At 43.1% G+C, this 14,518-nt stretch carries 10 protein-coding genes; 2 read left to right on the top strand and 8 right to left on the bottom strand.

Annotated features, from left to right (window positions below; genetic code table 11):
- Window positions 1-50: 50 nt before the first annotated feature.
- Window positions 51-1,223 carry an MFS transporter gene (locus AB4407_RS10730; protein WP_372120535.1) on the bottom strand — a complete coding sequence of 391 codons (1,173 nt, stop codon included), beginning with the start codon at window positions 1,221-1,223 and terminating at the stop codon, window positions 51-53.
- A 291-nt stretch (window positions 1,224-1,514) separates the two neighbouring features.
- Between AB4407_RS10730 and AB4407_RS10725 the strand changes: the two genes are divergently transcribed.
- Window positions 1,515-2,405, top strand: coding sequence for a LysR family transcriptional regulator (locus AB4407_RS10725; RefSeq protein ID WP_372120585.1), 891 nt, complete (start codon window positions 1,515-1,517; stop codon window positions 2,403-2,405).
- A 77-nt stretch (window positions 2,406-2,482) separates the two neighbouring features.
- Here the strand turns inward: AB4407_RS10725 and AB4407_RS10720 are convergent, their stop codons facing one another.
- From AB4407_RS10720 to AB4407_RS10695, 6 genes are all read right to left on the bottom strand, one after another.
- Entirely contained in the window at window positions 2,483-7,417 is a 4,935-nt protein-coding gene (locus AB4407_RS10720) for a response regulator (protein ID WP_372120534.1), read from the bottom strand.
- Window positions 7,410-8,435, bottom strand: a complete 1,026-nt coding sequence (locus AB4407_RS10715) for an HD domain-containing phosphohydrolase (RefSeq protein WP_372120533.1) — start codon at window positions 8,433-8,435, stop codon at window positions 7,410-7,412. Before AB4407_RS10715 ends, AB4407_RS10720 begins: the two co-directional genes overlap by 8 nt.
- Before the next feature lie 224 nt (window positions 8,436-8,659).
- Window positions 8,660-9,424 (bottom strand): ABC transporter ATP-binding protein, encoded by a 765-nt coding sequence (locus tag AB4407_RS10710; RefSeq protein ID WP_372120532.1) that lies wholly within the window; start codon window positions 9,422-9,424, stop codon window positions 8,660-8,662.
- 12 nt (window positions 9,425-9,436) lie between these two features.
- Window positions 9,437-10,387: an iron chelate uptake ABC transporter family permease subunit gene (locus AB4407_RS10705; RefSeq protein WP_372120531.1), complete on the bottom strand. Its 951-nt coding sequence runs from the start codon at window positions 10,385-10,387 to the stop codon at window positions 9,437-9,439.
- Window positions 10,380-11,333, bottom strand: coding sequence for an ABC transporter permease (locus AB4407_RS10700; RefSeq protein WP_372120530.1), 954 nt, complete (start codon window positions 11,331-11,333; stop codon window positions 10,380-10,382). The genes AB4407_RS10705 and AB4407_RS10700 overlap by 8 nt, the downstream gene beginning before the upstream one ends.
- Window positions 11,334-11,432: 99 nt before the next feature.
- Window positions 11,433-12,365 (bottom strand): siderophore ABC transporter substrate-binding protein, encoded by a 933-nt coding sequence (locus tag AB4407_RS10695; protein WP_372120529.1) that lies wholly within the window; start codon window positions 12,363-12,365, stop codon window positions 11,433-11,435.
- Between the two features lie 947 nt (window positions 12,366-13,312).
- Here AB4407_RS10695 and AB4407_RS10690 point away from each other — a divergent pair.
- The gene (locus AB4407_RS10690; protein ID WP_004731601.1) at window positions 13,313-13,522 is read left to right on the top strand and encodes a hypothetical protein; all 210 of its coding nucleotides are present in this window, start codon (window positions 13,313-13,315) and stop codon (window positions 13,520-13,522) included.
- Window positions 13,523-13,761: 239 nt separating this feature from the next.
- On the opposite strand, the gene AB4407_RS10685 is transcribed toward AB4407_RS10690, so the two are convergent.
- Window positions 13,762-14,355, bottom strand: a complete 594-nt coding sequence (locus AB4407_RS10685) for a hypothetical protein (RefSeq protein WP_372120528.1) — start codon at window positions 14,353-14,355, stop codon at window positions 13,762-13,764.
- Between the last annotated feature and the right edge of the window lie 163 nt (window positions 14,356-14,518).

Raw genomic sequence — 14,518 nt, 5'->3', positions numbered from 1 at the left:
AACTATGAAGTTGTGTACCTTCACCAGGCAACCTACTAAAACCAAATTTACTATCCGGTATTTTTTAATCTCGATGCTTTTGCACTAAAAGCAAAGATTACAATGACTGCAAGCACGAAAGGCAACACGTAAATATTAAGTTTCTGCCATCCTGCTGTCGATTCTAGCCAGCCAGAAAGCATAGCCGTAATAGTCACACAACCAAAAACAACAAATTCATTTAACGCTTGTGCCTTCGCTTTATTTCTCGGTTGATACGACTGACTAAACAACCCCGTTGCCGCAATAAACATAAAGTTCCAACCCACCCCTAGCACAACCAACGCGGCTCTGAAGTGCCAGATAGATTCGCCATGAATGTTAATCGCAATACAAACAACAAACAGTACACCGCCCACCAAGATCATCACTCTTGAACCGAACTTTTCAATAAGCGGTCCAGTAAAGAATGCCGGGACAAACATCCCCAACACATGCCACTCAATCACACCAGCAGCCTTAGTGAAATCGAACCCGCAGCCGATCATTGCCAATGGTGTTGCCGTCATCAAAATGTTCATTACGGCGTAAGCAACCATTGCCGCAAACACAGCGCCAATAAAATTAGGCGCTTTCACTATCACACTAAGAGGGTCTGCTTTAGTCGCCTGACTATTAAAAGAGACTTTTGGAAACTGAATGGTTTGTAAGATGAGTAACGCAAGAATGTTCAATCCAATCAAAGAAGCAAAAGCACCAATGTACAAGCCATCTTGTGACCACTGTTGAGACATAATCGCCAAGTTAGGCCCGAGTACCGCAGCTAAAACGCCACCAGCCATAGAGATAGAAATCGCTCGATGACGGGCATTTTCATCACATACTTCGATTGCAGCAAACCGATAAAGCGTACCGAAGCCTATGCCTATCCCAAGCAGGAAAGTGGCGAAACAAAACAGATAGAAATGTTGTTGAGATAGCGCGTAAGTAGCAAGGCTAGCCCCTGTAATGCCAACCGCATTACCGATACTAAACCCTCGTTTTCGACCTAACTTACCTGAAATTAAAGACGCTGGAATAGTGGCAGCCATCAACCCCAAAAACTGCAGTGCAACGGGCAAGGTTATCATGCTGACACTGGGCGCAATCTGCTTACCTATCAAGCCAATCACCGAGATCAGCAATATGTTACCCGTCATCAGCAAGGCCTGACACAGTGAGAGCAGCCAAACATTTCTATTCATCTTCGTTCCTAAATATCAGCACAGCTGGTCAATAGAACAAAAATCCAACAAATACGCAACTCTTTGTTACTTCTCATGAACTCACCAAAGCACTAAATTAAAGGCCTCGATTTTCGGCTTCGAAGAGTATTCCGCCAAAGATGCTGTGTTCTTCTCGACTTGGCGCTTTAGATTTGAAATTATTATTACTCAAGCTAATAATAATTTTTGGTTATTAAAAGATCACATTGTTCATGAGCTTTGTTACTTAGAAGCTCATTAATTTTTAAGCTACGGAATGTAAAAATGAGTATGATTAATCCGATTTGGCTCAATACATTTAAGACTCTGGTTGAAGTTGGTCATTTCACCCAAACCGCAGAAAAGCTGTATATGACACAACCCGGAGTCAGCCAGCACATCAAAAAGCTTGAGCAAGCATGTGATTGTGACCTGCTTTCTCGAGAAAATAAGAGCTTCGAGCTAACCGAGCAAGGTCGGATTATGTATCGGTATGCGATCAAGCTAGAGAAAGACCAGGAAGACCTTTTCGAGTCTCTGAGTTTTGATAATCCTTATGCTGGACAATGTCATTTGTCTTGCTCTGGTTCACTCTCTTTACGTCTATATCCCAAGCTTCTTGAACTTCAGCAGCAACACCAAGACCTCTGCATTAATCTGGAAGCGGCTCCAAACAAAAAGATATTGAATGATCTACTCCAAGGCACTACCGATATAGGCATTATTAGGCACTCGCCTAACGACAGTTACTATCAAAGCCAAGTCATCGGTAAAGAAGCCTTGTGCCTTATTGCGCATCACAGCCTTGCTGGACGAAAAATTACCCCGCAAGTTCTGAATGAAATAGGCCTGATCGCTCACCCCGATTCCGATCACTATCTTTCTTTGTACTTCGATTTATGTGGTGATAAAGATTTAGCGACTATTAACGTCAATGAAATTCCGAAATCTGGCTACATCAACCAGTTACATCAGATCTTGCTGCCAGTATCTAAAGGACTTGGGTTTACCGTGTTACCGGCTGGCGCGGTCGAGCACTTCCCTGAAAGAGACAAGCTGCATGTGGTGGTGCCAAAGGTGGAAGTTGAAGAAACGCTGTATTTGGTTCAAAAAAGAAACCGAAAACTGCCGCACCGATACGATACGGTTATTGATTTGATTAAGCAGAATATTTGTCGTTAGTTCAGCACAGAGATAAAATTAAAGCCTTTAGCCACCGAAGTTAAAAGCTATAATGTCAAAGGTGTGCCGGTAATCAGCTATTCAGATGTGCTAAGCACCTCATTAGCTAGCTCGAAGTCGTACTTATCTAACGCACCTCGCACCTTTTTCAAAACATCCGAATGTGGGTATTCGCTGAGCAACGCTGATACATATTGCGCCGCATCGTTATCATAAGTATTAAGCAGTAATAGTAACTTCCTACGTTGCTCCGAGGTGATACTAGATGAGTCAGAACTATCACCAAGATTGATCTCCGCTTCCTCAGCGTATGAGGCTTCAAATTCATTCTCAACCGCTTGAATCAATTCAGCCAACCTAGAGTTTCCTTGTTGAAGATCCTGCTCATCACACAAACCGTTGTGAGCTTTATCTTCTAACTCTCCCATTAAATCAGCCAACTGGAGTCCGCCAATCGACACTGCCATGCTTTTCAAGGTATGCAAGTTTCTTTCAAGCGTAGTCCAATCGTCTTGTGCCAAATTATCAAACGCATCAAGCATCATACTTGGCGCACTGCTATGGAACTTCTCAACCAGTTTATTTTGTAGTTCCGAATCATGAAGAGTGAGTTGGTCGAACCGCTGCAGAGAAAACACACTGATAGCATCATTGCTATTGGGTTTACTTGTTAGGTATTCAAGTTGCTTTGCCTGCTCATCTAACAGAGCCGCCTTACCTTCTACCATCACCTCAGGCACTATGTATTTGGAAATCAAAGAGGTCGCTTTATCAATAATGATAGGCTTATCCAAAAAGTCTGTGACACCCGCTTCTCTTGCTCTTTGTTTGGCATCAGCAAACACGTTGGCCGACATCGCAATAATAGGCACTTCTTTATTAAATTCACGGATCAATCTTGTTGCTTCAAAGCCATCCATAACCGGCATTTGAAGATCCATAAGAATCATTTCATAACGATTGTTTTTGGCTAGCGTGACGGCTTCTTCTCCGTTTTCAGCCAAGTCAGCATTCAGATTCGCACGCTTGAAAAATGCCAATGCTAGGTCTTGATTTAGCTCATTATCTTCAACCAGTAATATCTTTTGGCCCTTAAACTCGATGTGATAATCCAGCTTGAGCTCCTGTGATTTAAAGTGCGCCAGTTCTTCAGCATCCGACCTAGGTAGAGTAAGAACGAAAGAGAATTCACTACCCTCGCCTAATACGCTCGTGACCAAAATCTCACTGCCCATGGCTTGCACGAGCTTTTGACTGATATTCAGCCCCAAGCCAGTGCCTCCAAACTTTCTCGTGGTAGTAGTGTCAGCTTGGCTAAATGCTTGAAAGAGCTTATGCCTATTTTCTTCTGAAATCCCTATCCCTGTATCTGAAACAGCCACCTTCATACTCACGCTGCTCTCACTGGATTCAAGATGTATAACATTCAAGATCACGTGGCCACGAGAAGTGAATTTAACGGCGTTACCTACCAGATTCAGAATGACCTGAAACAATCTTAATGGGTCACCAATCAACGGAGTGTTTAACTCTGGATCTATCGACATGGACAACTTAAGTCGTTTCTCTGCCGCTTTCGATTCCATCAATTCAATGACATCTTGGAATGTCGTCACGGGATCAAATGGGATGCTATCAATGACAAGCTGTCCCGCCTCTATCTTAGAGAAGTCGAGGATGTCGTTAATGATACTTAACAGCGAATGCCCGGAACGGTGCACTTTCTCGATATAGTTTCGAGCAACAGGGTTAGATATTTCGCCAATTGCCAAATAAGACAAACCAATTATTGCATTCATTGGCGTTCTAATTTCATGACTCATGTTAGCCAAGAATTCCGATTTCGCTTGGCTTGCAAGATCCGCTCTCTCTTTCTCCTCAGCCAATTGCTCATTGAGGTACTTCATTTCTGAGATATCGAACGCCCAAAACAGTGTGGCGCTCTCCCCATCAAGCTCAAACAAGTAATAACTCACTAGAGCCACAAAGCGAGTGCCATCTGATTTTCTTAGCACTAACTCTCGGTTTTCTACCTTACCATTGAGCTTAAGCTCCTTGTGTACCTCTTCGCGTACCGCTAACGAGTTATGAATTGCAGCTACATCAATATCATCAAGCTCTTCGCCTTCTACGACGAACAAGCGTTTTGCGGTGTCGTTGGCATAACGAACCTGCTCCTCAAATACCACCGCTGCGGCAATCGGAGAGCTATTGAGCATATTGTAGAGTTGATTCTGCGCCTTTTTAAGGGCTTCAGTCGCTTCATTAGCAATACTGATCTGCTTCGCTAATTTACGGTTCCAGAAAATAATAAGCAGAAGGATAACCAGCGAGAAAACCGAAATGGTGTAAACTAACTGGTAGTCGACCCTTTCTATCGCTTTAGGTGCCGCCCACTTTGCTGAGATCTTCTGATGTTCTTCTGCGGAAATACTCTCAATCGCTTTATTAACAATGGAATAAAGCAAAGGTTCTGATTTGATGACATGTAAAGTTGGTGAGAGGAAAAAATCGAGTCTTCCGATAATTCCGATCTCCCGGTGACCAAATGAGTCAATCAGATAATTGAGCACATCGACAGTATCGATCATGCCATCTAAGGTATTATCATCCAGTCGGTTGAGCCCATCTTCTGTGGATTCTACCAGCACCCATTCAACGTTCGGGTATTGCTCGATAACCGCATCTGTATTTGCTGCATTCTTCAAGATACCGATTTTCCAACCCTCAGCTTCTTCAAGTACCAAGCTGCTGATATCTCGTCTCGATGCAATAGCCAGACGGCTTGAAAACAAGCTTTGAGCTGCTCTAACGTTGTCTCCTAATGAACGATTCTCTCGAGCTGCAGAGACCAATTCCACTTCATGATGATCAACCAAGCTTCGGGTCTCAGACCAACTCGCCACGTCTACATGGTTGATGCCTAACCCTGTTTTCTGCTCAATGAGCGTTAGATAGTCGTCAATCATCCCGATGTATTCACCGGTATTGGATACCGCTTCATAAGGCAGCGAATTCGGATCGATACCTATCCGAACATCCGGATTGCCTTTAATCCACTTCCTCTCTTCTTGGCTTAGGTTTAGGAGCTCTCCCGTCAGATTATTGGTTTGGTAAACATCGGCGATATAGCGTTTCGCCGCGTCACCGAATGAATTGAACTGCTCGACCGATGGAAAATACACATGGTTGCGCTCTAATGACTGAACATCAAAATAGAAAGTCATCGAACCAGAATTGATGCTCCCTCCTTTGGTTCGATAATTTGCCACCTTAGTGACCGAAGACAAATGAGAGGTGTGTCTTTTCTCTCCATATTCATCAACTAGGTTACCGATATGCCAAGATTTTATTGGGCGATTGCTATTATCCACTTGCGCGGTGATCACCTGAAATGAACTGTCCGTGTCGAAAATTTCAAAAATTTCGGTTAACTCTTCATAACGGTCATTTACGATAAAATAGGCGGATATTTGCGCTATGATATTCGCCTTTTTAAGCACTTGGCTTAGGTCATTCTGAACCTGAATCTCGATAATTTGGCTTATACCATTATCGCCCTGTTTAAGGTTTTTAATCGCGGCATTGAAGCTGTCTCTAATTTCCTCACTCTTAAAGTCAACATAGATCGGATACTCAACTTTGTACTCGTCATGTAACGTTAGCTCTGTCATTTCAATAAAACGAGTATTGGTGACAAACCACTCTAGTACTCTTCGTTCAACCATTAACAGGTCAACATTTTGAGCCCTCAACTGCGAGAATGCTGATTCAAGATCTTCGTAATCTTCGACACGATCAATGTCTAAGTTGCCCCTCAAAACTTCAACAGCGTTTTTAATTGGGGATGTTTCGTCGAACAATAACGCCCCTAATGATAGGACTTTCGGGGATTGCAGTTGGAGTTTACGGCGAGTAAGTGAAACCGGAACAAACTCAACATTAAGAACGTTGTCACTTAAAAAGTGTACATTAGGACCATCAAACTGAACACCAGAGACAAAGGCAATAGAGTTGTTGTTATCAATAGCCTTTCTAGCGGAGCTAGGAGGGAGAGTGACAACGTCACCAAGCTGATACCCCATATCATTAAGAGCACGTTGAATAATGTCATGTTCCAGCCCAACCGCAGTGCTGTCTGGGTACATATATGGAGGGTTACCAAAGCCAAATACACCTTTTAGTGGAACTCGATAGGGAGAGGTATCTAACCACTTTGATAAAATCCTATTCTTCTTGTCTATATCAAAGGTTGCTACCTGCTTGTTGAGTAACGTCAGTAGCTCTTCTTCATCCGTTCGGACGACCATTGATGCTTCGAGTCTTTTCCAATGTTCAAGCACGTAATTGATCGTTAAATCATGAACACCAATATTTTTCGCGAGATCCATAGTAGTGATGGGTTCGCCAACAATCCCGTCGACGTCTCCTTCACCTAGGGCACGCACTGCATCAATAACGTTATCAAAATCGACTCGTTCAATAGAGTTCAATTGAACGCCAGCTCTTCGTAAATCAATGTTTTCATTAACCATAGCAATGCGGCGTTTACTATTTTGATCTAGGTTTCCATCGAGTTTATTATCGCTAGGGACTATTACAGCCACCTGATAAGGAATATAGGGTTCGCTTGCAAGAAATCGCCCCCCTTCACTTGGGTCAAACTGTTGAAATGGGAATACATCGCCTCGCCCATCGACTAACGCCGCTTTGGCCTCGACACGCGAGTTAACGGTGATAAACCGGACATGGACACCAAAACGCTGTTCAAGATCCAATGTCCAATCTTTGATGACCCCAGACACCAGCCCATCGTCATCGATGAATGAGTACGGGTAATGGTCGGTAAGGGCAATAAAGGTGATTGTTGGCTGGTTTTCTAACCACTGATTTAACGTTGCATCGTCCACTTCGCCGGCATCTGCACTGCGAATAACCAGCGACCACACTAAGATTCCAACGACCAGAGATGCTACAAAACGATTTCGCGACAACATCCAGCTATCACTCATCTTTGAACTTCTCTTTAATTGCTAGAATCTCGGGTAGCTTGAGAAAGAACAGATCGACGATAGTTGGGTCAAAATGTTTGCCTTTTTGTTCTTCAAACAAATTCAGCGCTTCATCGACACTCCAGGCTTTTTTATAAGGTCGCTCTGCGGTCAGAGCATCAAACACATCGGCAACTGCTGCGATACGTCCGACTAGAGGAATATCTTCGCCAGCTACTCTGTTTGGGTAACCACTGCCATCCCACTTTTCATGGTGATACTGCGCGACTTGAATAGCCATACGCATCAGTTTGGAATCACTCTGCCGACCAAGAATTTCAACACCGTACTCGACGTGTTTCTGCATGGTAGTCCACTCATCGGCATCCAATTTTCCGGGCTTGAGTAGCACACTATCGGGAATGCCAATCTTGCCAATATCATGCATTGGTGCTGCATCGCGCAGAGTCTCAGCGTCTTCGTCAGTCATTCCCAAGGCTTTCGCTAACACTTCACAGTAATGACTCATGCGCTTAACGTGCATCCCGGTTTCATTGTCTTTGAATTCAGCCGCCCTCCCCAAGATGTTCAGTGTTTCTAGCTTACCGAGATTGATCTCTTGAGTTTTCTCTTTGACTTGGCTGAACAAAGCGCGTTGTTGGTCATAAAGCGCAATATGGGTTTTTACACGCTGAAGTGCGATTTCTGGGGTTATGGGTTTGGTTAAATAATCAACAGCACCTAAGGAGAGCCCTTTTACTTCTGCTTCAGGATCCATTTTAGCGGTCACAAATATAATCGGTATATGCGCGGTATTGGGCTGAGCTTTCAATTGGCGACATACCTCGTAACCATCTATATCAGGCATCATGATATCTAGGAGAATCAGGTCCGGCTGAGGCACCATCTTTGTAATTTTGATACCGATAGTTCCGTTAATTGCGACCTTAACTTGATAGGTGTCTTTGAGTATTGCTGTTAACACATCCAAATTGCTTGGTGTGTCATCCACAACTAACACTATAGGCTTCTGACTCATTGACACCTCTTATAAAAATCAAACAGTTATAAACATAGTGTAGAACGGTTTTTAGAGGTTAATCAGAAAAAATAGCAATTGATTTTGGAAAATGAAGAATAGATCTTCGAGTATATCAAGCCAACACCAGTTACAGTATGGCAGACAAAAAAGAGCTCCTCATAATGTAGGAGCTCTTCTCATTTCGGTCGCTAGAGATTCAAACGGTACAGCGATGCCGTAAATTAGCGACCAGAGTAATACATGCAGATTCGAACGCCATCGAACTTGCGAATTTCAAATGGGATCTCGTAGATAGACTCCATCACGGACTCTTCAACCACCTCCGAAACCTTGCCCGACTTAATCACTTGGCCTTTTTTCATCGCGACAATGTTATCTGAGTAACAAGAAGCAAAGTTGATGTCGTGAATCACGATAACCACCGCTTTATTAAACTCATGCGCTAAGCGACGCAGCGTCTGCATGATTTCAACCGAGTGTTTAATATCCAGGTTATTAAGAGGCTCATCTAAGAACACATAATCCGTATCTTGCGCCACAACCATCGCAATAAACGCCATTTGACGCTGACCACCACTCAACTCATCAAGGTATTTGTTTTGAATATCAGTAATACCTAGATGCTCTAACGCTGTATCAACAATTTTGTTGTCTTCGTCTTTCAAGCGACCTTGCGAATGTGGGAAACGGCCAAAACAGACCAATTCACGAATCGTAAATCGCATATTAATGTTGTTTGACTGTCGTAATACGGCTAAGTGTTTCGCTAGCTCTTTGGTATCCCATTCAGCCAGTAACTTGTCGCCAATAACCACTTCACCCGCGTCACTCTCTGTTAAGCGACTCGCCATAGAAAGCAGCGTACTTTTACCCGCACCATTGGGGCCAATGATAGAAGTCACTTCTCCTTTCGGGAACATAGCACTGGCATCATCCACCACAAGGGTCTTGCCATACTTCTTACTTAAACCTGTTAATTTTATCACTACTCACTACCTTTACTGAATTCTGGTGCGTAACAACAAGAACATAAAATACAAACCGCCGACCAAGTTAATGACCACACTCACAGTGGTTTCAAACGCCATTACTTTTTCGATAAACCATTGGCCTGAAACCAATAGAACGACAGCTAACAAACTGCTCGCGATGATAAGCACACGATGCTGGTAAGATTTAAATATCTGACGAGCTAAGCTCACGGTGATCAAACCAAAAAACAGCACAGGGCCAACCAAAGCAGTCGATACTGCGACCATCACAGACACAATCACCAAGGTAATCTGAGTCAATCGCTTGGTGTTCACGCCCAAGCTTGTCGCGTTATCAACACCAAGCCAAAGCACATCAAGCTTAGGCGCTAACAACCACAAGCCAAGCAAGCTCAAACTCAGTGGAATAAGGCTGAGGTAAACCAGTTCACCTTTCACGTTATTGAAGCTCGCGAACATCACATTTTGCAGCACTGCAAACTCGTTCGGGTCAATCAACATCGCAAGGAAGTTAGCCAAGCTTGAGAATACGCTGCCGCACACAATACCAATCAACAACAGTGTAAATACGTTGTTTCGCTTACTCTTGAAGTAAAAATGGAACAGCGCAAACGAGAACAAGATCATCACAGTCACAGACAGTGAAAAGTTCGCGCTTGCATCAATTACCCAAAAGCTAGTACCACCAAACACAAACAGAAGCACCGTTTGCACCAACATGTATAAACTGTCAAAACCCAAAATTGAAGGGGTTAGAATTCGATTATTGGTGATGGTTTGAAAAACCAATGACGATGCAGAAATCGCCACCGCCGCCAACACAATCGACAGCAGTTTTGGTAGTCGCAGAGACAAGAAGAACTCGTAGTTATCCCACGTAAGTCCCTGCCCCACAAATACTGCCGCCATACCCAAAGACGCGATAGCCAGAATCGCAATTTTTACTGAATCAGGCATTCGACTTGTCTCTCATGATCAGGTAGATAAAAATCAAGCCGCCAAAGACACTGATTACCATTGAGATTGGAATCTCGTAAGGAAAGATGATGACTCTCGCTAACAAGTCGCAGGCCAATACCAAGATCACGCCCCAGTAGGCTGTCCAAGGCAGGATTTTTTTCATGTTATCACCCATCATCAATGACACTATGTTCGGCACGATAAGACCAAGGAATGGGATAACACCGACGATCATCACCACGGAAGAGGCACAGATAGCGACCAATGCAACACCAATGAAGACCATCTTCTGATAATTGAGGCCGATGTTTTTTGCGAAGCTTTCACCAATACTTGCCGCACTGAACTGACTCGCAAAGTAATAAGCCAACACACATGCAGGAACCGCGAGGTAAAGGATTTCATAGCTGCCTTGCAATACACTCGCAAAGTTCGCCATCGTCCAAGCCGACATGGTTTGTACTAAATCGTATTTGTAAGCGATAAAGGTTGTTAGAGATGAGACAACGTTGCCATACATGATGCCAATCAAAGGTACCAACACCGCATTCTTGAACTTCAAGTGTTGTAGAAAGCGGACCAATAGCATGGTGCCTAACACCGCAAACGCAAAGATAAAGCCTAAGTAGCTCCATTGAGCGGCATTGCCCAGCACTAAAATACCAACAATGTACCCCAACATGGCACAGTCAATCGTGCCCATAGTCGAAGGCGCAGCAAACTTATTCTGAACAATCTGTTGCATTATCAAGCCAGCAACACTCAAGCCAGCACCGGCAAGCACAATCGCGAACAGTCGAGGGATCCGACTAACAACATAAATAGAGTTGGCGTGTTGGTTGCCATAGAAAAAGTCGCTAAAACTGATCTCAGCGACTCCAATCATTAATGACGCAACGCATAACACAACAAGAAATACAGCAGCTGAAATGGGTTTCAACATAGAAATAATACTAAAGGTAGGATCGGAGAGACCATATAAATAAGAGGAAAAGGGCTTATAAGAACACTCTTATAAGCCCGAGAATCTGATGATTAGTAACTATTGAATTGTACGTTCAATGTCACCCAGCATTCTGTGAATCGCTGTTACGCCACCACCAACCAGATACCAAGCACTTGAATCAAGGTAAACAATGTTGCCTTGCTGCGCTGCAGGTGTTGCCGCAACCAGTGGGTTATCAAACAGCTGTTGTGCGCGCCCTTCTGACTTACCGATCGCTTTTTCACGATCAAGAACGTAAAGCACTTCAGGCTTTGCGTCAGCAATGTATTCGAACGAGATTAGGTTGCCGTGATTCCCTTTAATCGGAGCCACTATCGCGCTCTTTGACTCCACAAAACCAAAGTCGTCAAAGATGATTGAGAAGCGGCTGCCCTTATTAAACATCGCAATATTGTTGCCGTTGTTCATTAGCATCATTGCTGAAGTTTCGTCAGACGCGACTTTGTCATTGACCGCCGTGATAGAAGCTTGAGTCTCTTTAATGATCGCTTCTACTTCGGCTTGCTTACCAAAGAGCTTGCCTAGCGAGCGCCAGTTTTGCTGAGCATCAGCCCAGTATTTATCACCATTAATAGAGAACATGATGGTTGGGGCGATTTTTGCTAGTTGATCGTAAACCTTTAGCATGCGGTTTTCGGCAATGATAATGTCAGGCTTCAGCATGTAGATAGCTTCAAAATCAGGTTCATTCAATGAGCCCGTACTTGCCGTCGTATCCTTGTACGAAGCTAGGTAGTCAGGCAGCAAGCTGTGAGGCGCGCCAACTGGCTGTACACCAATTTGGTCAAGCACATCCAAGCTACCAAAGCCAAGTACCACAACGCGCTGTGGTACTTCAGTAAACTGCGCCGTGCCCTTTACGTGTTCAATGGTGATTGTTTCCGCTTGAGCGGTCATTATCAATGATGATGCAAGAGCGATAGCAAGCCCACCCAATAACTGGCGAGCTGAATTGATTGTTTTCTTCATGTGTCTTCCTTTGCCATGGATACAAACCACCACTCATGACAATAAAAGTCACATGACTCATAAATGAGCATGGGGCGTACATAACGGCTAAATAACGATAATTTAAAGTCTGTCATTGCTTTGACAACAAACTTGTAACGCAAGTGAGAATTATTATCAATAATATTTGCGTTAAACTGGCGACACAACAACTTTATTATTCAGAAATGTAAAAGTGAGTATTCATATTTTGCGTAGTCAGGAAAGATATTAGGAATCAGAAACAACAAAAAACACGAAGAGGAGAATGACCATCAATCTGAAGAAAAACTGATGGGGAAAAGTGCCCGAAACCCTGCAATTACAACGCGAAAACCCTGTAATCACACGCCAAACCCCAGAGTGAAGAATTACAATTTACAATGTAAAGGCGCTATATAACAGACACTTAATGACAACCAAGTCAACTAATCAAATAAAAACCCTAATGACAAAGAATACGAAGCGGTGCAAAGCCGAGCCTCAGTCAGATACCATGGTCAATCCCCTGTCCTTCGTTCATTTAACTATCAACAAGCGACGGCAAATCATTCAAAAATATTTTTAAATTTAATTAGAAATAGGGTTGTAATTTAAAAAACTAGGCGTATAGTTCGCCACCTGGCTCTAATCTATAGAGCTGTTAATGCTAAAGTAAGTCCAAGTTCCACAAAGACAGTTCTCGATTCCCTCGTTACACCATCTCTGCGTCAGCTTTCACCTAGATAGTCATTCAATAGCTTTTAAATTAAATCCCACTACCGTTCTATTCGTCATTTGCTTTCTTTTTAGCGAATTCAAAATAGATCGACTACTTAAATATAAATGTAATAAACACAAGGCACAGTTATGTCACGCAGAACAACAAGACAAACCCATTGGTACCAACTATCACGCGAAAAAACAGTCAATAAACTAAAAGGTAATAAATGCTCAAGATTAAAATAGACTTACACAAAGAAGAAATTTCATGGGTCACCGAGATTCGACAGCTCAATAGCGATATACTCCACCGCCACATATTGCCCAAGCTACAACATCACAGTTATCTCATCGACTTTGAATTTAATGAACGAGAAAGCATCGGAACTATCGTTTCAGGCAACGGAAACACCCTAGGACATTTCACACTCCTATAGCATTTCCCATCGGCTACAGAAAGAAGCACCGTCTAGTTCGACAGATATAAAAAAGTCAAAGATGTCACCCTCAATTCGCTCTAGCAGAACAAAATAGAGTAGAAGTAAAACAGATCAGAAACCTAGCCCTTTTTGCATTTCACACGCGGCTAACGCTAGCTAGGTTATCGTACTTCTATTGAAACCAACTTATATCAAACTCTGAATCACCAATGAGTCATTATCAGTGCATTCATGGACTAATAAGTTAACGGCATCGACCTTAACTTTTGATCAAGAGTATATAAGTGTTCTGCAGCTTGCATGTGTTGAGGGTAGTCACTGAACTTCTCACGATTTTCCTCATTCATCTTACATGTCTCATCCACCAGCATTAACTTCCAATACAGCTTTGTCGTATGCAGCATCGCCAGTAAAGGTTTGAACACCTCTTTCTCATAAGCTTGAATCAACTCTTCAATCAATTCGTCACGCTCGTTTTCACTTGCGATTGAACCTTCGGTTGCCGACAACACTTTTTGATACTTCAGGTTTTGTTGCAGCTTATCCATAATCGTTTGGTTTTCTTCCGCTAACTCAACAAGCTTCGACTTAATAATGTTCACCCAATTCTCTTGGCTAAGAACCTCATCATCGATACTCGCAAAATCTTCACGTATTTGACGTTCGACGTCTTTTTGAGCTTTCTTTAAAACCGCACGCACCTTTTGGAAAGGCAGCTGATATTCCTTACTTAGCTCGATAATCAGTTTGTGAAAACCACCATTTGGAAGGTGTAAGTTTTCCTTAAACGTCGCCATTGCGGCTTCTTGCTGCTCTGTAAGGTGAGTCATTCTGTTTCCTATTATTTATCACTTATGGTGCTGAGCCCGCGATCATACCACTATATAACCTCGTTTCTTCGGTAACTTGATAGGTTATATCTAGGTGCGTACTTAAATTCTCTCAATACGTTATCTTTTGGCTACTTATTAATCCATATGGCGTTAAATGGTA

This window comes from Vibrio sp. 10N.261.46.E11, assembly GCF_041472735.1.
Lineage (GTDB): Bacteria > Pseudomonadota > Gammaproteobacteria > Enterobacterales > Vibrionaceae > Vibrio.
Note: the sequence above shows the minus strand (reverse complement) of the source record. Positions and strands in the feature narration are given on the sequence as shown.